Origin of the sequence: Psychrobacter sp. MF31 (genome assembly GCF_012847335.1) — a bacterium.
Lineage (GTDB): Bacteria > Pseudomonadota > Gammaproteobacteria > Pseudomonadales > Moraxellaceae > Psychrobacter.
This window is the reverse complement of sequence record NZ_JABBDX010000006.1, coordinates 82191-101233: the sequence shown is the minus strand read 5'-3', so window position 1 is coordinate 101233 and position 19043 is coordinate 82191. Positions and strand designations below refer to the sequence as shown.

General features: G+C 38.3%; 19 protein-coding genes and 1 pseudogene. 4 read left to right on the top strand and 16 right to left on the bottom strand.

The window, feature by feature from the left end; translation table 11 throughout:
* The first annotated feature begins 328 nt into the window (after positions 1 to 328).
* The 4 genes from HF322_RS09185 to scpB all read left to right on the top strand — a co-directional run bounded on the left by HF322_RS09185 (position 329) and on the right by scpB (position 3967).
* Positions 329 to 1279 (top strand): lipid A biosynthesis acyltransferase, encoded by a 951-nt coding sequence (locus HF322_RS09185; protein WP_188211252.1) that lies wholly within the window; start codon positions 329 to 331, stop codon positions 1277 to 1279.
* 156 nt (positions 1280 to 1435) lie between these two features.
* Positions 1436 to 2521, top strand: a complete 1086-nt coding sequence (gene trpS / locus HF322_RS09180) for a tryptophan--tRNA ligase (protein ID WP_169393153.1) — start codon at positions 1436 to 1438, stop codon at positions 2519 to 2521.
* A gap of 9 nt (positions 2522 to 2530) precedes the next feature.
* A complete protein-coding gene (locus HF322_RS09175) occupies positions 2531 to 3364 on the top strand; it encodes a ScpA family protein (RefSeq protein ID WP_169393152.1) in 834 nt (277 codons plus the stop codon).
* A 15-nt stretch (positions 3365 to 3379) separates the two neighbouring features.
* Complete coding sequence (gene scpB / locus HF322_RS09170) at positions 3380 to 3967, top strand: SMC-Scp complex subunit ScpB (RefSeq protein WP_169393151.1); 588 nt, start codon at positions 3380 to 3382, stop codon at positions 3965 to 3967.
* A gap of 74 nt (positions 3968 to 4041) precedes the next feature.
* Here the strand turns inward: scpB and HF322_RS09165 are convergent, their stop codons facing one another.
* The 16 genes and pseudogenes from HF322_RS09165 to HF322_RS09090 form a co-directional block, all read right to left on the bottom strand.
* Positions 4042 to 5472 (bottom strand): capsule assembly Wzi family protein, encoded by a 1431-nt coding sequence (locus tag HF322_RS09165; protein ID WP_169393150.1) that lies wholly within the window; start codon positions 5470 to 5472, stop codon positions 4042 to 4044.
* A gap of 39 nt (positions 5473 to 5511) precedes the next feature.
* Entirely contained in the window at positions 5512 to 6723 is a 1212-nt protein-coding gene (locus HF322_RS09160) for a DegT/DnrJ/EryC1/StrS aminotransferase family protein (RefSeq protein ID WP_169393149.1), read from the bottom strand.
* A 42-nt stretch (positions 6724 to 6765) separates the two neighbouring features.
* Positions 6766 to 7422, bottom strand: a complete 657-nt coding sequence (locus HF322_RS09155; protein ID WP_169393148.1) for a NeuD/PglB/VioB family sugar acetyltransferase — start codon at positions 7420 to 7422, stop codon at positions 6766 to 6768.
* Positions 7419 to 8042, bottom strand: a complete 624-nt coding sequence (locus HF322_RS09150; protein WP_169393147.1) for a sugar transferase — start codon at positions 8040 to 8042, stop codon at positions 7419 to 7421. Before HF322_RS09150 ends, HF322_RS09155 begins: the two co-directional genes overlap by 4 nt.
* A complete protein-coding gene (locus HF322_RS09145) occupies positions 8023 to 8733 on the bottom strand; it encodes a hypothetical protein (protein ID WP_169393146.1) in 711 nt (236 codons plus the stop codon). The genes HF322_RS09150 and HF322_RS09145 overlap by 20 nt, the downstream gene beginning before the upstream one ends.
* A gap of 26 nt (positions 8734 to 8759) precedes the next feature.
* Positions 8760 to 9542 (bottom strand): TauD/TfdA family dioxygenase, encoded by a 783-nt coding sequence (locus tag HF322_RS09140; protein WP_169393145.1) that lies wholly within the window; start codon positions 9540 to 9542, stop codon positions 8760 to 8762.
* A 153-nt stretch (positions 9543 to 9695) separates the two neighbouring features.
* Positions 9696 to 9887 carry an IS630 transposase-related protein gene (locus HF322_RS11690; protein WP_223193250.1) on the bottom strand — a complete coding sequence of 64 codons (192 nt, stop codon included), beginning with the start codon at positions 9885 to 9887 and terminating at the stop codon, positions 9696 to 9698.
* Between the two features lie 247 nt (positions 9888 to 10134).
* Positions 10135 to 10503: pseudogene (locus HF322_RS09130) on the bottom strand (sugar transferase); the annotation flags it as partial.
* A 1-nt stretch (position 10504) separates the two neighbouring features.
* A complete protein-coding gene (locus HF322_RS09125; RefSeq protein ID WP_169393144.1) occupies positions 10505 to 11632 on the bottom strand; it encodes a glycosyltransferase family 4 protein in 1128 nt (375 codons plus the stop codon).
* A 2-nt stretch (positions 11633 to 11634) separates the two neighbouring features.
* A complete protein-coding gene (locus HF322_RS09120; RefSeq protein ID WP_169393143.1) occupies positions 11635 to 12522 on the bottom strand; it encodes a glycosyltransferase family 2 protein in 888 nt (295 codons plus the stop codon).
* Positions 12522 to 13562, bottom strand: coding sequence for an EpsG family protein (locus HF322_RS09115; RefSeq protein ID WP_169393142.1), 1041 nt, complete (start codon positions 13560 to 13562; stop codon positions 12522 to 12524). The genes HF322_RS09120 and HF322_RS09115 overlap by 1 nt, the downstream gene beginning before the upstream one ends.
* Positions 13563 to 13575: 13 nt before the next feature.
* Positions 13576 to 14694: a glycosyltransferase gene (locus HF322_RS09110; RefSeq protein ID WP_188211247.1), complete on the bottom strand. Its 1119-nt coding sequence runs from the start codon at positions 14692 to 14694 to the stop codon at positions 13576 to 13578.
* A 26-nt stretch (positions 14695 to 14720) separates the two neighbouring features.
* Entirely contained in the window at positions 14721 to 15734 is a 1014-nt protein-coding gene (locus HF322_RS09105; protein ID WP_169393141.1) for a glycosyltransferase family 2 protein, read from the bottom strand.
* A complete protein-coding gene (locus tag HF322_RS09100; protein ID WP_169393140.1) occupies positions 15731 to 16813 on the bottom strand; it encodes a polysaccharide pyruvyl transferase family protein in 1083 nt (360 codons plus the stop codon). The genes HF322_RS09105 and HF322_RS09100 overlap by 4 nt, the downstream gene beginning before the upstream one ends.
* A gap of 15 nt (positions 16814 to 16828) precedes the next feature.
* On the bottom strand, positions 16829 to 18010 hold the full coding sequence (locus tag HF322_RS09095) for a hypothetical protein (protein ID WP_169393139.1): 1182 nt from the start codon (positions 18008 to 18010) through the stop codon (positions 16829 to 16831).
* On the bottom strand, positions 18003 to 19016 hold the full coding sequence (locus HF322_RS09090; protein WP_169393138.1) for a glycosyltransferase family A protein: 1014 nt from the start codon (positions 19014 to 19016) through the stop codon (positions 18003 to 18005). Before HF322_RS09090 ends, HF322_RS09095 begins: the two co-directional genes overlap by 8 nt.
* Between the last annotated feature and the right edge of the window lie 27 nt (positions 19017 to 19043).

The window sequence follows — 19043 nt, the reverse complement described above, 5'->3', positions numbered from 1 at the left end:
TTTTGCTTTGCTTTTTGGTTATTTTCTCAATTACTTTAAAGCGGCAAATTAATAAAAACCTTATAGGCTACGGCTTATAAGGTTTTTTTATACTCTATTAAAAGCCCATTAAGACAAAACGCCTTAATCCAAGCTAAAGCCTTGCAATCACAAGCGCGCTGCGCCATCATAATGCTAAAATAATGAATTATAGAGTCTTATGAAAGCGCCGGAACAATTTGACCCCAAACAGCAGCAGGCAAACTTGCCACCAAAGCCTGCTCAAAGTCACAAGGTTGCCATTCCAAAGAGCATGCCAACAGCAACACAAACGCACAAGCAAACTGCTATTGCCAAAAAGCAGCCGTTTCAGTGGCAGTTTTTATTGCCTAAATATTGGGGCATTTGGCTGGCGTTTTTGCTTATTTTGCCGATGATGTATTTGCCGCTTCGGATTCAGTTTTGGCTTGGTCGAAAAATTGGGATTTTGGTTTATCAGCTAGCCGCGTCGCGCCGCCGAGATACCTTGATTAATTTGAAACTTGCCTTTCCTGAAAAGCCTGAAATTGAGCGTGAGCTGATGGCAAAGCAAGTTTTTGTCAATCAAGGTATTGGACTTTTTGAAACCTTATGCGCATGGTTTCGTCCCGATATCTTTACCAAAACTGTGACCATTTCAGGGCTTCAGCATTTAATTCAAGCTCAAAAAGAGGGTCGCGCGGTGATTTTATTAGGTGCTCATTATACCATGCTCGATTTGGGCGGCTTGTTATGCACCCAGTTTTTCCCCGCTGATTGTATGTATCGACCGCAAAATAACGCGCTGCTTGATTGGTTTATTTATAACGGTCGCACTAAAATATTTGGTAAGCAAATCTCAAGCCGCGACATGAAAAGATTGGTTCAATCCATTAATGACGGTCATGTGATTTGGTATTCTCCAGATCAGGATTACGGCTTAAAGCAAGGGGTGATGGCGCCGTTTTTTGGTATTCCGGCAGCTACCATCACCATGCCAAGACGCCTTGCCAAATTGGGCAGCAAATCAAACCCGCCGGCGGTCATGGCGCTACACACCTATCGGCAGACTCCTGATAATATCCCAAGTGGCAAACGACCGCATTATCATATTACCATCACTGAAGCTTTGGATAATTACCCAAGTGCTGACGAAGCTTTTGATGCCGCTCGCGTTAATGAAATTTTAGAGGGTCTGATTCGTATTGACCCCACCCAGTGGATGTGGTTTCATCGCCGCTTTAAAAATAATGAAAATGGTCGAACTGACATTTATAACTAATCAAAACGGCGGCGCTCAAGATCAGCATTTTTTGGTATACTGAGGCACGACTTTTTAAGCATAATTAGACTTAAGCATAATTAAACATTTTGCAGCACCACTTCATGACAACACTCTTGCGACAGTAATCTTGCAATAATAATGATGGAACACCCCATGACTTTAGAATCAAAAAATTCGGAAACTACCGATGAAAAAACCGCTGCGCCAAAACGCATTTTAACTGGCATTACCCCTACCGGAATTCCTCATCTTGGCAATTATGTGGGCGCGATTCGCCCTGCGATTGCCGCTGCCCAAAACAGTGATGATGATGCGTTTTTCTTTTTGGCGGACTATCACGGTATTATCAAATGTCATGACCCTGCCATCATTCATGAGTCCACCAAAGCCATTGCCGCCACTTGGCTTGCCTGTGGTCTTGACCCTGAGCGCGTGACCTTTTACCGCCAATCAGACATCCCTGAAATTCCCGAGCTTGCTTGGATTTTGAATTGCTCTTGCGCTAAAGGCTTGATGAACCGAGCTCATGCTTATAAAGCTGCGGTTGATTTAAACTTAGAAAAAACCGACATCGATGCCGACCACGGCGTAACCATGGGACTGTTTGGCTATCCGGTATTGATGGCGGCGGATATTTTGATGTTTAATGCCACCCACGTTCCGGTGGGTCGTGACCAAATTCAGCATATTGAAATGGCGCGCGACATGGCAGGGACGTTTAATCACAAATATAAACCGCTTTTTACCTTGCCAAGCGCGGTCGTTGACGATGACATGCCACTATTAACGGGGCTTGACGGTCGTAAAATGAGCAAAAGCTATCACAATACCATTCCTTTATTTGGCGAGATTAATCCGCAAGTTAGCTCTGAAAAGCAAATGCAAAAAGCTATCATGCGAATTGTTACCAACTCGCAACTGCCAAATGAGCCGAAAAATCCTGACGATTCAACCATTTTCGAGATTTATAAAGCTTTTGCTACCCCTGATGAAATCAAAGCGATGCGGGCGCAATTTGAAGCGGGTATTGGCTGGGGCGAGGCTAAAGACGCACTGTTTAATAAAATTAATGATGAAATTGCCCCGTACCGCGAGCGCTACGAGTACCTTATGAGCCATCCCAAAGAACTTGAAGAAATCTTACAAATGGGTGCAGCAAAAGCGCGTCGCCATAGTCAAAAGCAACTTGATAAAGCTCGCCGCGCCATTGGAATCAAGCCACTTGCGAAACTTAAATAGCTAACCTCGATGACCAATTTAGCTATAAAAGCGCCAAATCAGCCGGATTCTGATTTGGCGCTGCGCATTTATCAAACACCAATCAATAAGCTGCCGGAGGATTTATACATTCCGCCGCAAGCCTTTGCTATTTGGCTTGAGCAATTTGAAGGACCACTAGATTTTTTATTGTATTTGGTCAAAAAGAACAACATGGACGTCACCACGATGGCGATTTTGCCGATTACCGAGCAGTATTTGGCTTATATCAATAAGCTGGATTCGAGCCATTTTGAATTGGCAGGCGATTATCTGTTGATGGCGTCCACTTTAATTGCCATAAAAACGGCGCTGCTGTTGCCCAAACCTCAAGTTGCCAATGACGATGTTGATCCCAAAGCGGAGTTGATTGAGCGCTTAGAAGCTTACGCGCAAATTAAAACGGTCAGTGCGCGACTTGATAACTCAGCCCGACTTGATCGCGATGTGTTTTTAGCCCTTGCCAGTCCGCCAAACCAAGAGTCGATAAATGCCTGCCTGCCAAAGTTTTCCCCTGATTTATTAACGGCAAGTCTGCTTTTGATGCAGCAGCGACCGGATTACCAGCTGCATTCGGTAAAAGTCGATGCCGTGCCACTTGCTGAACGTATCGTCAGCATCAGTCGTCAATTGCAACACGCCGGAAGTAAATCATTTTTTGAGCTTCTTGATAAGTCTCAAGGCAGTTTGGGTGTGGTGGTCAGCTTTGTTGCGGTTTTAGAACTCATTAAGCGCCAAGCTGTTGCTTTAATTACACCTCACGACTTGCAAGATTTTGATATTCAACTGTCTAATCTTTGCCTTGAATGGCAACCCAAATCATAATTACTATTTTAAACTATGGCTGAAAATACTAATAATATACCCAAAACAACCTCAGCATTTTTGCAAAATCAGCAAAATCTTCAGCTGATAAGCCGGCAAATTGAAGCGCTTCTTCACGCCTCGGATGCGCCGTTAACCGAGCTATTTTTAAAGAAGCAGCTGTCATTAACCAGCTTGCAACTTGAGCAAGCGCTTAGCATCTTGCAAGAGCGGTTAAGCTTAGGAAGTTTAACCCTGAATAAAACCGCTAGCGGCTACCGATTGCAAATTGCAGATAACTTTAGCCCGCTCATTCAGCGCGTTTTTCCGCAGCGCCAAGAACGCTTAAGCCAGGCCTTGCTTGAAACTTTAAGCGTCATTGCTTATAAGCAGCCGGTAACTCGCGGTGATATTGAGCAGATTCGCGGCGTGAGCCTATCAAGCCAAATCTTACGGCAACTGTTTGATAAAGGCTGGATTAAAGAAGCGGGCTTTAAAGACACCCTTGGACGCCCTGCGCTACTGCATACCACGCCGCTATTTTTGGATGCGTTTGGGCTTAGACATTTAGATGAGTTGCCAGAGCTTCCAGATATTCAGGCTTTAGCACAGTTTAATCATTGAAAAGGGTTAATCATTAAAAAAGGCGCAGTTTTTATCAACGCGCCTTTTTTAAAATAGTGGTTTTAAATTTAATATTAACGGTAAGTTAATTCAAGACCAACGCCTGCACCGATATCGGTCGAGTTCACATCCGAATCCACCGTCCAAAGACGCGTGTTAATTAACGCTTGCGGCTGCCATTGGTGCGACCACGTCAAATCAACGACTTTAAGCTTATCGGTCTTTGGAAAGGCTTGGTTAATATCATTATCAGCTTGATTCACTTTAGCATATTGCAATTTTGCAGTCACAAAATCTTCAGGACTGACCCAAAGCTTACCACCAACCGAAACGCTTTCGGCGTCACCGCCAAGTGGATGACCTAACGGATAACCTTGCTGATAGTAGCCATCGGTATAAATCGAATGGGTGTAAGAGATATTACTTACCTTGCCATTGGTTCGGGTATCGGCATATTCAGCATAAAGCTGATAGGGCATATCATTGATTTGTGAGGCGTAATCTGCGCCCGCTAGATACATTTTTTTGGACGGCAGCCCACCTGCTTCATCCTCTCCCGCATATGAGGCGTAAATTCCAGCAGGAGTTTGCGTGAGCGGTGCAAGATTTAATCTTAAATCAAACCCGGCAAGTTGGTTGGCTGGGTCGTCTTTACCCGTATCCCCATTATCCCGAAGTCCGGTTAGGGCATCGACAAACGACGATAAGCTTCTTGGCTGACCTTCACCGCCCCAAATAAAGGTTCGCGATGCGCCAGCTTCAAGCCACGGCCAAGGACTGGCGGTTAAACGCATACCAAATAGGTTAGCATCTGGCGCTGACTCATAATCCTCAAGTTGACCTGCAAACAGCTGATATTGCCAAGGTCCAACCCAAGACAAATATTTAGAGGTCGGCGCGGTTTGCTCATCACGCTGCATGGTAAATCCGGTTACCGGACGCGTCGCATCACCCCGAATCAAACTGCCTTCGTGACCTGGTCCCCACCAAGCCGGGATTTTACCCGCAATCAACCACTGATTAAGCGCTTTCCCTGCCAAATAAGAGCCATCAAAATCAACGGTGCTGTCATCAATCAAATCATCATTTTTAGCGCGAGCTTTAAGATTAAACTCCCAGTCCTGCTCGCTCAACCCTAATCCAAATATTGCCTCTTGACCTGCTGTTTTGTCATCAGCAAAATTTTGCGGTAAGGCTTTTCGGTCGGTTTGAACATAAGCATCGACAGTTGCCATTACGCCATCTTTACCTTGGCTATTTAGCGTCGATTGAACCGAGGTCACGACTTGCTGCTGGGTCTGATTGGCAATATTTGCGGTCGATAATGCGCGCTTGATTTCGTTATTGGTTAGTGGCCACGTGCTGGTACTGATTTGGATAACGCCTTGAGCATTCAGCCAATCTAAATCAGACTTGAGCTTCATGTCATTCATATATAAGTTCTGCGCACCTGCCAACGTTGAAAGCAGTCCTACGCCAAGCAATAAGCTGATTTGTTTATACATAGTCATCACTTTTAATAAGTTAATAAAAGCAAGCGATTGTTACGCTGCTGAATCGGCTTCAATCTGGCTAAACACGGTATTTATTGCTTGAATGGTTGCTTCAATCTCACTCTCTGTTAGCGTTGGATGAACCAAAAACATCAGGCTTGTTTCACCCAACTGCTTTGCTACCGGTAGACGTGCTTTTGGTCGCAATCCTGTACCATCAAATGCTTTTTCTAAATACACTTCAGAAGCTGACCCTGAATAACACGGCACACCAAGCGCGTTTATTTCATTGATAATTCGGTCGCGTGACCAATCTGCTGGCAAGTTGTCCGGATTGACATAAACGTAAAGCTTATAATAAGCATGAGTGCAATCGGCAAACTCAGCTGACGTTTCAAGCGTTGGTACCGACAAATAACCTTTTTCCTCCCAAGTTTTGCAAGCGGTTAAAATCGCTTGCGCGTTCTTGGTACGTTTTGCTGTCCAATCGCTCATCTGCTCAAGCTGAATGCGACCAATGACTGCTTGCATTTCCATCATTCGCCAATTGGTGCCAAAGCTTTCATGAAGCCAGCGGTAGCCTGGCGGATGCTCGGTCTCATAAACGGCTTTATAGCTTTTGCCATGGTCTTTAAACGCCCACATTTTTCGCCAAAGGTCTTCATCATTGGTGGTGACCATGCCGCCCTCACCGCCTGTGGTCATGATTTTATCTTGGCAAAAGCTCCAAGCGCCAATATGACCGATACTGCCAACGCTTTTGCTTTTATAGCGCGCGCCATGAGCTTGGGCACAATCTTCAATGACAAATAAATCATGCTCGTCAGCAAGTGCCATAATGCCATCCATATCACACGGCCAACCTGCTAAATGAACGCAAATAATTGCTCGGGTCTTATCGGTCATCACCGCGCGGATAGTATCGGGCGTAATATTTCCCGTTGCTTCGTCAATCTCGGCAAAAACGGGCGTCGCCCCTGCGTTCACGACACAAGAAATACTGGCAATAAAGGTTCGCGGCGTCACGATGACTTCATCACCTTCACCAATGTCCAAAGCTTGCAGCGCCACATCAAGCGCCAGCGTACCGTTACCAAGCGCAATCGCAAATCGGCTGTCTGCCCAATCGGCAAACTCTTTTTCAAACTTTCGGCACTCATTGCCCGTCCAATAATTGACTTTATTAGACAACAGCACTTGGCTTACGGCGTCAGCTTCGGCTTGAGTAAAGCTTGGCCACGGTGAAAATTTGGTATTGAGCATAAATAAATCTCGATGATGTTTTGTGAATCAAAATAAGAGTGCTTACTCTTTTATTAAAAGTCTTGCCGGATTGCCAACAACTACCGCTCCTGCTGCAACGTCTTTGGTCACCACTGCGCCCATACCAACAATCGCTCCCTTGCCAATCACTAATGGCTTATCCGGCAAACCTTGTTTAATTACAGCCCCTGCCCCAATATAAGCATGGTCTTCAATGTGGATATTGCCATTGCAACTTACCCGCGGGGCAAACGTCACAAAATCGCCGATCACGCAATCATGCTCAACATAGCTGTATAAATTGGCGTGGAAGCACTTACCAATGGTTACGTTTGCGCCAATGGTCACAAACGGGCTTAATGCTGAACCTTCAGCAATGTTCACCCCATCCATAATAATGGTTGAGTCATCTTGAACGTGCCAAAGTGCAATCTTATCAGCAATCAATGCTTCAGCAATTTTCTGCCGGATGCTGCCATTAGCAATTGCAATGAGCACCGATTTTTGCGATGCAGGAATACACTTAAAGCTATCATAATTCATCGCAGGATAACCGTTGACTTCCGATTCTGACGTCAGCCCATCATCGATAAATACCAGTTTTGCGTCAGGCGCAGTTCGCTTCACTTGACTTGCAGCAATCGGCATTAAACTGCGACCACAACCGGACGCGCCATAAACGGCAAATAAGCTGCTCATGACACTCCTATATCTTGCAAGATTTGTAAATCATTTCCTGCAAATTTACTCATCGTCGCCTCGCCATCGGCACTAATGCCGTCTTTAATCACGACTTTTTTAACCGTTTTTAATAGAATCTTGATATCTAGCCAAAATGACTGATTGTCCACATACCACGTGTCCAATGCAAACTTTTCATCCCAACTGATCGCGTTACGACCATTGACTTGTGCCCAACCTGTGAGACCTGGAAGAAGTTTGTGACGTCGTTTTTGTTCATCACTATATAAAGTTAAATACTCAGCAAGAAATGGTCTTGGACCTACTAAACTCATATCGCCTTTGATAATATTGACCAAACTTGGTAGTTCATCGATACTTAGCTTTCTAAATAAACTCCCTATTTTAGTAATACGGTCTTTATCTTCAAGTAAATCTCCATTTTCATTTCGTTCATCTGTCATGGTTTTTAATTTATAGATCGTAATTACTTTACCATCTTTACCACCTCTTTTTTGAAAAAACAGAGGAAATGACTTTAAGTCGATCCATGTAATAAACAAAGCTACTATAAGTATACAAGACCATATTGGAAGTGTACCCAGTACAAGTATGAGATCAAAAATTCTTTTTAGCATCTAAAAAATCCTTAATTTCGTTAAGTTGAGGTAGAGAAGATAAAGACAAAATAGAGCTTTTTATCGCTGGTTCCAAAAAATTATAATTAAGCAGTTCTATAGGACTTTTATTTTCGATAAGTTCTTTACTAGAGAAAAATGGTCTGATACTGATCACAGTGTCATCTTTGCACTTTTTCAATATGTCATCGTAATCTAGTTCTAAAGGATTTCTGTATACACAAAAGCCATCAAAAATATTAAGTTCTAGAGCTTTTTCCATAAAAGCTACTGAATAAGGGAAACAGTAAGCAGACTTTATTAAGCCATCTTGTTTTAGAGTCTTTATATCATCACTGATTTGCTTGTATTGTTTAACGAAACTTATAATTCTGTGATCATCAGGTAAACTACTACGCCACATCCATTGGACTGACTCTAATTGATTAACCCCAAGATCATCAAGGTATTGTTGAATTTTTCCTTCCAACCTATCAGAGCTATAACTAGAATTAGAAAAATGAGGTTCTGCTAATTTTACAATATGTTTAAAAGCAACAGTGCTATCTAGCTTAGCAACGAGTTTGAGTACACTCAATAAAATAGGGTAAGTTTCATACTCTACAGATGAATGTATAGTGTCTATACCTGCATGATAAGAAGCAATAAGAAGATTCGCCCAGTACTCTTTATCACCTTTATCTTGAGTCATTCTCATAGAACCAAAAATAATCGGACTCACGAAAAATTACCCACATCAAAAGCACACTTCCATATAAATCTTTCATTTTCCATATTTGCAGAAAAAGAGTTTCTACCATGAAGGACTTCGTTATCCTTCCACAATATTGCTTGACCTGGCTTTAGTTTGACAGCCAATGTTTTCGATAAGATAGTTGGGCTTGTCTTCAAAAACTCATGAAATCTTTCTGAGACCTGTTTAGCTTCTGGTTCAACATTTTCAGCTATACAGTAATAGTTCCAGTTTACCTTCCAAATACCTCCTACTCTATCAATAATTTTATCAAATCTACTATCGCCTGAACGGGTATGAGGAACGACATTATTAGTCAGATATGATAATAATTCTGGTGCTTCTACTCTTAATGCATTAACTACATCTATACCATTTATAAAGATAGTTTCACCACCTTGACCTGAATTAGCTACGCAGCATAGCAAACTTGAATTAGGAAAATTAGGTATGTAACTACCGTCAGTATGTAAAGGTTGTGCTTCTGAAGAATGACGGTATGCATTCTGAATCTTTGGATCATAGCGAATTTCCATCCATACTTCGCCTGTACGCTGCGATGCCCTATCGTCAATTGTAGCATCTTCTGCTAAAGCAGCTACTGTACCTAACTGCGGAAATAGTGATTCATAAAAGTCTTTAACGTTAGATAAATCAGAAATCGGGTTTAAAACAACTACTTTAGTTTCATTATCTTTCCAGATTGATAAAAAATCTTGACATCCTTGGTCTGGATTTTTTGGATCAATTAAAATAGTTTTGAACATGTTATTAACTCCTATATTTAAAATATACAGTACAAAAGAGTGAAATTATTATTTACCACTTTTTCATAAATAGATATACCATTAAAGCTGAATTTTGTCTACGTTACTATTAAAAGAACTTGAACATAAAGCTTAATAAGGGATAATGCATAATTATTCTAAGCACAGTCTCCTGATACTAAATTCACCTCTTTTTATCGAACAGTCGCTTGGATGATCTAATTTCTTTTTTTTGCTAATCTTGAAACGCTTTAATGCATTAAAAATGCCTTTACTGCTATACTTTAAGCGACGAGCTCTTTCATAGTTATAAGCATTAGAATATCTTTTAGCATTTTCAAACAAGGCGTCGTCGGGTGTCGGTTATTTTAGTGGAAACTTTATTGAGAATAATTCTAGGCGTTAGGTTTTGATGCCAGCTGTGAATGTTGCTGCTACTAAGGGCATAAAATGAGACGGTATCTCGAATGGTCATACCGTTCTTAATGCTACGCAGTACTTGCTCGCGAAAGTCAATTGAATAGATCATGGTTTATTTCAAGATTTGAGATTGTTAAAAGTATTGTATCGGATTTATCTGAATAGACTATATCTCCTCTTCTTTAAAATCAGACAGATATTCCATCAATAGCGGTCTTGGTCCTACAAGGCTCATATCGCCCTTGAGTACGTTAATCAGCTCTGGCAACTCATCTAAGCTTGAGCTACGCAGCATCTGACCAAATGGTGTCAAGCGCTCACTATTAGGAAGCGGATTGCCCTCATTATCTACCGCATCACGCATGGTACGAAACTTAATCATCTCAAAAGGCTTACCATTTAAGCCTGGACGTGTCTGCCGAAATAGCACTGGCGAGCCAAGATTTTTTTTGACCTTATGAGCGGTGATGGCATAAACAGGAGCTAAAGCCACCAAGGCAGCTGAAGCGGCGGTAATGTCAAAAAGGCGCTTGATACTCATATTAGACTCCCATAATCGCTAATAAGCGCGCATTTACCTTTCTGGCATCAAACTTGTCCTGCGCCATTTGATAACTGACCTCCCCCATCTTTTGGATTTGTTCAGGGTTTTCGATAAAATAAATCATCTTATCCGCTATGGCTTGTGGATTCCATTTTGCGACCAAAAAACCATTTTCACCATCAACGACCGTCTCGCGGCATCCAGGAACATCGGTTGTAATAATCGGTCGCCCTATCGCCATTGCCTCTTGGGTACTGCGAGGAACGCCTTCGCGGTAATAAGAAGGCAGCACAAAAACGCTTGAATCTGCTATCCAATCCGCCACATTATCAACGTGACCCGGATAAGTAATAATCCCGCTAGAAATTACATTTTGCAGTTCATCTTCAGTTAAAGCGCCTTGAGCTTCCTTATCAATACTACCGAGCACAGTAAACTTTGCATCAGGATACTGCTTTTGCACGATCTTTGCAGCGGCAAGATAATCATGAATGCCTTTTTCTGCCAATAGCCTTGCGATAAAAATGAACGTAGGACAATTAGGAAACTGATCAGAATATGAATAGTTTTCTAAATTTAGCCCAATACCGCCTAAAATTTTAACCTGGTTTACTTTAATATGATATTTATCTAATAGATCTTTTGGGTCATCAGGGTTTAAAAATATCAAAGTATCTAGTTGCGGTAAAGCAACTTTATATAATAAAACTTGTGCAGCCTTGATCATCGCTGTCTTTTTAGCGATCCCTTCTGGCTGCTCCGTAAAACTATATCCGAGTCCCTCAAGCATGCCAATAACTTTTGGTACTTTTGCCAATTTAGCGGCTAGCGTCCCAAAAATTACAGGCTTTGCAAAATAAGAAAAGACAATATCAGGCGCGATATCTTTGATCTTTTTTGCTAAAGCATAAGTTGCCTTCATATCCGCCAAAGGATTGAGACCGCCTCTCTCTAGCTGATAAGTCACAGGAGTAGCGTCTAATGCTTTGATTTTATTAAGATCATCTGCTGAATACTCACAGGTAAAAGCGAAAACTTGATGACCTTTGGCAATTAATTCATTAATTAAATCCAAGCGGAAGCCGTAAAGACTTGAAGCTATGGTGCCAATGATTACAACTCGCATATTTACGACCTCGATCTATAAATAATATTCAAATGTTCATTGTAATAATCTAAATCAGATTCTTGAAATTTATCATATCTTAATTTAAGTAGCACCTTTAACATTCCGATTCTATCTAAACCTAATACAATTTTCTTTTTAATTTTAAATTTCCTAATAATTTTACTTTTTTTACTTTTACTTATGATTCCTTTGAAATTTTTTTCTATTATATCAATCTGAGTATTATAACCAGCTATCATTTTCTCTATAGTTACATTTTCTGTGACTCTATACCAGTAAAGTGGTTCTTCGACGACTAAATAGTTTAAATCTTGTTTTTTAGAGGCTTCAAGCCATAAATGATAATCTTCAGCTAACAGACTATCTTCATTATACATATTTCTTAAATACCAGCTTTTTTTTGCAAGTAAAGAAGCGTGAATTAAGTTAGTTTTACCATTCAAGATATCTTCTGTAGATATTTGATAATTTTCTATAATTTTGACTCCAGTTAGATTATTATACTCATCAATAGATAAATAACTTGTAGTTATAAAATCTATATTATCTTTTTTAGTAAGCAAATTTAACTGTTTTTCTAAACGATTGTAGCTCATTAAATCATCTGCATCCATACGGGCTATAAATTCGTACTGAGATTCATTAATAATTTGATTTAAGCGACAAGGTAATTTCTTGTTTTTTCCATCTGATAATACTCTTATTCTACTGTCAGTTGCGGCATATTTATTAGCGATATGTAATGATTTATCAGTTGAACCATCATTAACTAATATAAGCTCCCAATTTTTATGAGTTTGAGCTAATACTGAACATATAGCATCTTCTAAATATTTTTCAGCATTATAAAATGGAATTCCGATAGAAATATAGTTAGAGTTAGTCATTAGAATATCTCAAAAATTGGGTTGATAATATATGGAGTAAGATTACTAAATCTAGAAGTAGTAAGAATAAAATAAGCTACTGAAAGTAATGTAAATATTATACTTATATAAATATTACCTATCTTTTTAAAAATAAAGGGTAAAATAAGCACTAATGTCCAAGTAAAATAAAATATTAATCTTTGAGGTCCTGAAGCCATTGTACCTAGAATTGCAACAGGTATAATAAATACAACGCCAATAGCATATAAATTAAAAATTTTAATTATATTTTTATCAGTTATTTTATAAAAACGAATAGCAAAATAAATAAACAATAATAGTATGATATAAAAACCAAGGCTTATCAGTCCGCCAGCTTCTTCCGAAACCTGCCCATAACTCTCATATCTTTCATTAGTAGAAGCAACATATCCTACCAAAAATCTACTTAGAAGTAGTGAACCCAAAAAAGTAGCTAAAATTTTATATAAAGGTTTTACTCTTAAATTTACTAAGAAGTAAAAAGGAATCATAATTAAAGCAGTACTATGAAATAAAGAAGCAAACAAACAAACTGCTAAATAAGGAAAAAATCGCTTTTCTAACAGAAATGGTAGAGCCAGAGCAAACATAGCCATTGCTAACGCTTGCCGCAATCCATTAAAAAAGAAAGTATAAATACCTAAAGTTATAAATAAAAATACTGACAACCAATAATTAACACTATATTTTTTTATAATATAAAAATAACAATAGGTTATTAACAAGCTTGATATAAAAAATAGCCAAAAATAGTTATGACTGAATTTTAAGATCAAATATTCATAAAATTGATAACCAAATTCAACATTCTTATCAAAAATATAGTAATCAGTATTTATGTTATTAATAAACTTATTAGTATAAGTACCTGAATCAGTCCCAACGCTATTTCTACGAATCCCAGCAAATAATGATAGAACTAAAATAGGAAGCCAAAAGGATTTTCGTCCAATAGCTTTTTTTTCTAAAGCTATCCAACAACTAATAAAACAAAGAACTAATAAGTAAGGTAACATTTAAAGCTCATTATTAACTGCTAAACTCTTTATTTATTTCAAATTTTTTATAAACATCAATAAGTTGTTCTTTATTTGATTTTATATCGAAGCCTTGTACTCTAAGACTTTGTGCCAACTCAGATTTAGATATAAGTGACTTATTAATATTTATTAAACTGTTTGCCCAATCTTTAGGTGAAGTGATGGGCAAAAATGTTACCAGTCCTAAATTTAGATCCACTTCGTCTGATACTTGATCAGATACTATAGAAGGCAGTCCTGAGGCTTGACTTTCGACAAGAACCACTGGAAAACCCTCATGCAGTGAAGGCATAATCATAACGTCCGCCCCAGCCATTAGCTCGACGACGTCGCTTCTCACTCCTAAAAATATTACTTTATCCTCCAAACCTTTTTCTTTGGCTTCCTTTTTAAGAGCTTGTTCTAATGGTCCTTGACCAACAATATAACAAGAAAAATCTATATGACTATTTTTTAATTCTTCAGCAATTTTTAAAGAAAAATTATAATTCTTAACTTCGTTTAATCGACCTACTTGGATTATTTTTAGTTTGTTATCTCCAAAGTTTCTACTTATATAATCTGAATTACTACGACAAACTTCATTAATTTTGTCTATATCTACAGCATTCGGTAGTATCATCACTTCTTTAGTTGAGCCAAATAAATAGTTGGATGCTTGCTCTCCACAAGCTATTTTATAGGTTGCAAGTTTGCGATTGGTAAATAATGCCCACCTTTCATAAACTCCTTTAAATACATCATTTTTACCGTTACTAGTACTATGAGAATGAGAAATCCGATGTTTAATCCCAGCTTTTTTAGCAGCTAACAAATGAAAAGCGTTGCTAAGCAGCATATGTGCATGAACTATTTTATATTCAGGGTGCTTTTTTAAAAATCTTGTCATTTTCAGCATTCGCCCAATTGGATTATTGGCGATTATAGGAATAATTCTTCCACCTAATGCCAAGATTTCATCATCATAATTCCCTTTATCATTGGTAAATACAACAAAATCAAATTGAAATTTATCACGATCTATATTTCGATATAAGTTCATAAGCATGGTCTCAGCACCAGCTCGATCCATTTTACCAATGATATGTAATATTCTTATAACACTCATCTATTCACCTATCAATAAACTCGATATTATTTTTTAGTGTTTATTTTATTTGCTCTAACCTTTATTCTGCTGTGTAATGTCATACGGAGTAACTTTAAACTACGTAAAGCTGTATAGTTTGGCATACTTAATATTTCAGAAATAATCATACTCCTAACAGCCATATTGTTCTTATAGCTTTTTAATTTAAAAATTACCCGAGCCTTTTTAGCTTCTTTTAAAGCAGTCGCTAAATATTCTGAATCTATACGAGTCAAAATACTCCAATGACTTTGTTTAACTTTGCTTGCAAATATCTTTTTAATATCATCATCGCCATGATCTTGTAATAAAGAGTGAACTTTTGAATGAATAATAAAAAGATCTAATAGCTCTTTCCCTTTTGATCCTGTTATAGAACTTCCTCGCTGTCTATATAAATACAAATCAGCTTGCAACTGATATCTAGTCGCTGTAGCTAAACCTAAATGCCAATGGAAGGGCCAGTCTTCGTAATATAATCCTACTGGAAACTCTAATGAGGCTGATCTTACGCTACTTGACCTTATAAATTTAAGCCAAGCAAAATGGGGAAGGTTAAAATAAGAATTATCCAGCATAACGGACTTAATGTTTAAGTTATTAGTTGGATAAGCTAATTCTGGTTGGGTTAAACCATCCTTAAAGGGCACAAAACCGTATGTTATGACATCTGCGTTTTTTTGAAGTGCACAGTCAAGACAGACAGATATTAAATTCGAATCTATTATGTCATCAGAGTCTACAAACATTAGATACTCGCCTGTAGCGGCTTTTATTCCTGTATTACGAGCAGCAGAAAGTCCTCTGTTCTCTTTATGCTGAATCAGCTTGATACGCTTGTCATCAAGGTGTGATTGAAGCATTTGCAGAGAATTATCTGTTGAACAATCTTCAACCATAATTATTTCTAAATTTTTATAAGACTGCTGTTTTATAGAATTGAGGCAATCATCAATATACTGCTCAACATTATAGACAGGAACGATAACGCTCACTAAAGGTTCTTTTATAATCGTCATATATTAGTTAACACTTTTTTTAGATCGTTGTATGCAGTTATTTCAACTGGAGAATCTTTTAAATTACCTTTAGGTACTGACAACAGATGGTTAATAGATTCACTAATATTATTAATTTTTTCTAATTCTAAAAAGACAAGCCTAGGATGATCACGTAACCAATCCAACTGTGTTTGTCTTATCTTATGATTGGAATTCGGTAATACTAAGCATGGCGTTCCTGAAAGCAAACATAAAATCATGCCATGCAAACGGTCAGTAATCACTAGCTTTGCGGCTCGAAACTGCGTTAGCTTATCAGAAAGTAATTTTGCGCAGTGGGCGTCACCTAATTGTGAGCCACCGGCATGGGTGTCCGTTTTCTTAATATTGTAGCTAGTTTCTACTAAAGTTTTATCTATAACCGCATACTGCGTAGTCGAAAGAGCAACTTCCTTATCATCTCGTAAACATCGTAGAATACTTAAAGGCTCTAAGCAATCTGTAGTTCCTAATGATTCAGCTGTAGCACTCATTACGATATCTGGCACTAAACCAATACTTACGTTTTTATGTTTTCTAAATATTTCTTTCAGTTTAGAAAAAGTTATGGACTCGCGAGCAAATATATGAATATCTGAATGCTTAGCGTAAGTTTTTACAATAGTTTTTAATGCGCGATTAGATTTAGCTGAACCATCCCAATCCAACGTCTGCGGGAAACAAACTATACGATTAGAAGGAAAAGACTTAATGACTAATTGTCGCAGCTCTTCGATATCAGGATAAATGCCACCCATATTACCACCGCCGATGATGGTAATAATATCGTCAGCTCTTACTTGCTTTTTAATCGAGCCAAGTACAAACCGTGTTTGGCTAATAGGAATGCTGATTATCTCGTAATCAGGTAGTACACTCTCAAGATACTGCTTTTGCGCAGTAGAAATAGCGATATCACCGATATTTCCGTAGTCTGCTGCTAAAAAAATGAAGCAACGTTTACTGCGAGGCAATGTGAAATCTCTTGCATTAACGTACGCAGATAAAGACTGCTTTATCTTGAGAGGCATTAACTTTTTTAAGATGGCAGTATTCACTTGTGTATTCCTTAGCTATTTTGCTAATATTTTTTTAACTAAAGTTCGCCGTTTAGAGCCGACAGGTAGTAAGCGTTGAAATTTAGATGGTTTGCGTTTAAGGACTTTGTTTACGTGTGGCAACCATTTACTACCTTTTCCTGTGCGCTTGATGTCATCACGAATCTGTCCCCATTCCGCATATGCGCCTTCGCTATTTAGTATTATAGATTTAAAATTAGATGCTTTGAGTGAATCATTAAAACACGCAGGATTAACAACGTCTGCAAGTAAAAAATTAAGACGAGTTCTAACACATTTTTCACATTTGCCACAGTTACTATCATGATTACCACCTGCCCAACATACACGTAATTTTTTTACACCTAAATCCCAATCAGATAATATTTCGATTTTTTCTGAACGACTAAAGCCGGCACCATCATGTATGATCATAAAACTACCAGTACTTAATAGTGGATCAGTAATAGGGTGTGATCCCCAAGGCGTTAATAATGCATCATAAGGCTCACTACTACCGACTAAGCCTATCCCGGCATATTTTTTAAATCCAGATAAAACTGAAGCAACACCAGCAGCGAAATAGTATTCCCAATTTATTTCCCAAAGCTCTCGAATATTAGTGCTGACTGTTAATAAATTAATGTTTAAATTTTCTAGTACTTCTGAAGCCATCTTGGTGGCACCTAAAAATCCTTTTGTATCAGCAAGTGGTATATCAAAACCGTGCACAAGCACTCCTGCTAATAAAAGCTGATTGCCATATCCTGCTTTTCCAGTAGCATGACGATAAGCTGTGAATTGCGCATCAGCACCTCCGGAAAATGCTGCAACCGCGCCTTCTGCACGCGTTTCATTATCTCGAATACTATCAACTTTTATATCAATTAAAAAAAACTCTTCTGGCAACCATTTATGCCAGACATACTGTAACTCTGTCAGATTCGATAATAATTCCTTAGAGACACTTCCATATACAATAATGTCTGCTTTCATCTTCATTGCTGGTAGTAGCGCAGCTAATAAATAAGAGTCACAATCATTATCTTCTGGCATTGGTAAATTAGTCGGATAAATAAACCATAGTTTTTTTTCTTTTATCTCTGCATTGATGGCGGTTTCTTTAATTAAGCAAGATCGATGCTGTCCATCTGCCTTATTTTCTAGTGATAAAGGGAATAATTCAACTTTAAGCATTATTTTTACCTTTTTTGTACCAGATTAACTGAAGAAGAATTAGTGTCATCATATATCTACGCTGTGAAAAACAGGAAATTAAAGTACGAATGCCTCGCGCTGGATGTCGATGAGTATAGTTTGAAATACATTCTTCATAAACAAAGGACTCCCGAATTTTGATTAACTCTTTGCGACGCGCTTTACTATCAAGATAAATTAAATTATTCAACAAATAGGGTAACATATGTTCAACATAACTTCTTGCAAAGTCTGATAAGAGTATTTGCCTATCATTTTGGCTTTTAGGCCAAATATGTGCTGCAACCCTAGCATTATAATGTGACTCTATAGACTCTAAAAGATTTGGCTTATACTTTGAACTTGTTAATGAACTAGAGTTCTCATAATAGTTGTATGGACAATCTGCAACCACTATCAAATGGCTAGCTTTATTTAAACATTTGATATGGAAAATTGAATCTTCTCCAAACTTTACATCATTATCAAATCGTAAATTCTCAATCAATTTTTTACTATACACCCTACTCCACGCATACCAGTATATATTTCTATTTTCTGTTACTCGTAGCTGTAACTGCTCTATATCTTTTAACGTATATTCAGCTACAGTATTTTTTTTCTCAATTATTGAACCATCTAGCATCATACGCTTATGACCAAAAACCAACATATCAACTTTTGGTAATACTGCTTTTTCAATTATGAAGTCAAAATACCAATCATCAATCGTATCATCAGCATCTATGAAAACGATATGATCGCCTTGAACAATATTGAGACCTACATTGCGAGCTGCTGACAGTCCTTGGTTTTCCTGACTGATTATTGTGATCCAAGATTTGATACTTGCCCATTTGTCAATTAGGTTTGCTGTTTCATCTTTAGAGCCGTCATTAATTATTATCACTTCAATATCGTGTTTCTTTTTTGCAGTGTCAATACTATTAATACAACGATCAATAGTTGCAGCAGCGTTGTATGCAGGAATAATAATTGAAATCATAAACAACCTATTGAGTTAAAATATTTT

Excerpts from the sequence above, each read along its gene's own strand:
- trpS (WP_169393153.1), top strand. The coding sequence starts at position 1,436 with ATGACTTTAGAATCAAAAAATTCGGAAACTACCGATGAAAAAACCGCT.
- HF322_RS09175 (WP_169393152.1), top strand. The coding sequence starts at position 2,531 with ATGACCAATTTAGCTATAAAAGCGCCAAATCAGCCGGATTCTGATTTG.
- scpB (WP_169393151.1), top strand. The coding sequence starts at position 3,380 with ATGGCTGAAAATACTAATAATATACCCAAAACAACCTCAGCATTTTTG.
- HF322_RS09165 (WP_169393150.1), bottom strand. The coding sequence starts at position 5,472 with ATGTATAAACAAATCAGCTTATTGCTTGGCGTAGGACTGCTTTCAACG.
- HF322_RS09160 (WP_169393149.1), bottom strand. The coding sequence starts at position 6,723 with ATGCTCAATACCAAATTTTCACCGTGGCCAAGCTTTACTCAAGCCGAA.
- HF322_RS09155 (WP_169393148.1), bottom strand. The coding sequence starts at position 7,422 with ATGAGCAGCTTATTTGCCGTTTATGGCGCGTCCGGTTGTGGTCGCAGT.
- HF322_RS09150 (WP_169393147.1), bottom strand. The coding sequence starts at position 8,042 with ATGCTAAAAAGAATTTTTGATCTCATACTTGTACTGGGTACACTTCCA.
- HF322_RS09145 (WP_169393146.1), bottom strand. The coding sequence starts at position 8,733 with ATGACTCAAGATAAAGGTGATAAAGAGTACTGGGCGAATCTTCTTATT.
- HF322_RS09140 (WP_169393145.1), bottom strand. The coding sequence starts at position 9,542 with ATGTTCAAAACTATTTTAATTGATCCAAAAAATCCAGACCAAGGATGT.
- HF322_RS09125 (WP_169393144.1), bottom strand. The coding sequence starts at position 11,632 with ATGCGAGTTGTAATCATTGGCACCATAGCTTCAAGTCTTTACGGCTTC.
- HF322_RS09120 (WP_169393143.1), bottom strand. The coding sequence starts at position 12,522 with ATGACTAACTCTAACTATATTTCTATCGGAATTCCATTTTATAATGCT.
- HF322_RS09115 (WP_169393142.1), bottom strand. The coding sequence starts at position 13,562 with ATGTTACCTTACTTATTAGTTCTTTGTTTTATTAGTTGTTGGATAGCT.
- HF322_RS09110 (WP_188211247.1), bottom strand. The coding sequence starts at position 14,694 with ATGAGTGTTATAAGAATATTACATATCATTGGTAAAATGGATCGAGCT.
- HF322_RS09105 (WP_169393141.1), bottom strand. The coding sequence starts at position 15,734 with ATGACGATTATAAAAGAACCTTTAGTGAGCGTTATCGTTCCTGTCTAT.
- HF322_RS09095 (WP_169393139.1), bottom strand. The coding sequence starts at position 18,010 with ATGCTTAAAGTTGAATTATTCCCTTTATCACTAGAAAATAAGGCAGAT.
- HF322_RS09090 (WP_169393138.1), bottom strand. The coding sequence starts at position 19,016 with ATGATTTCAATTATTATTCCTGCATACAACGCTGCTGCAACTATTGAT.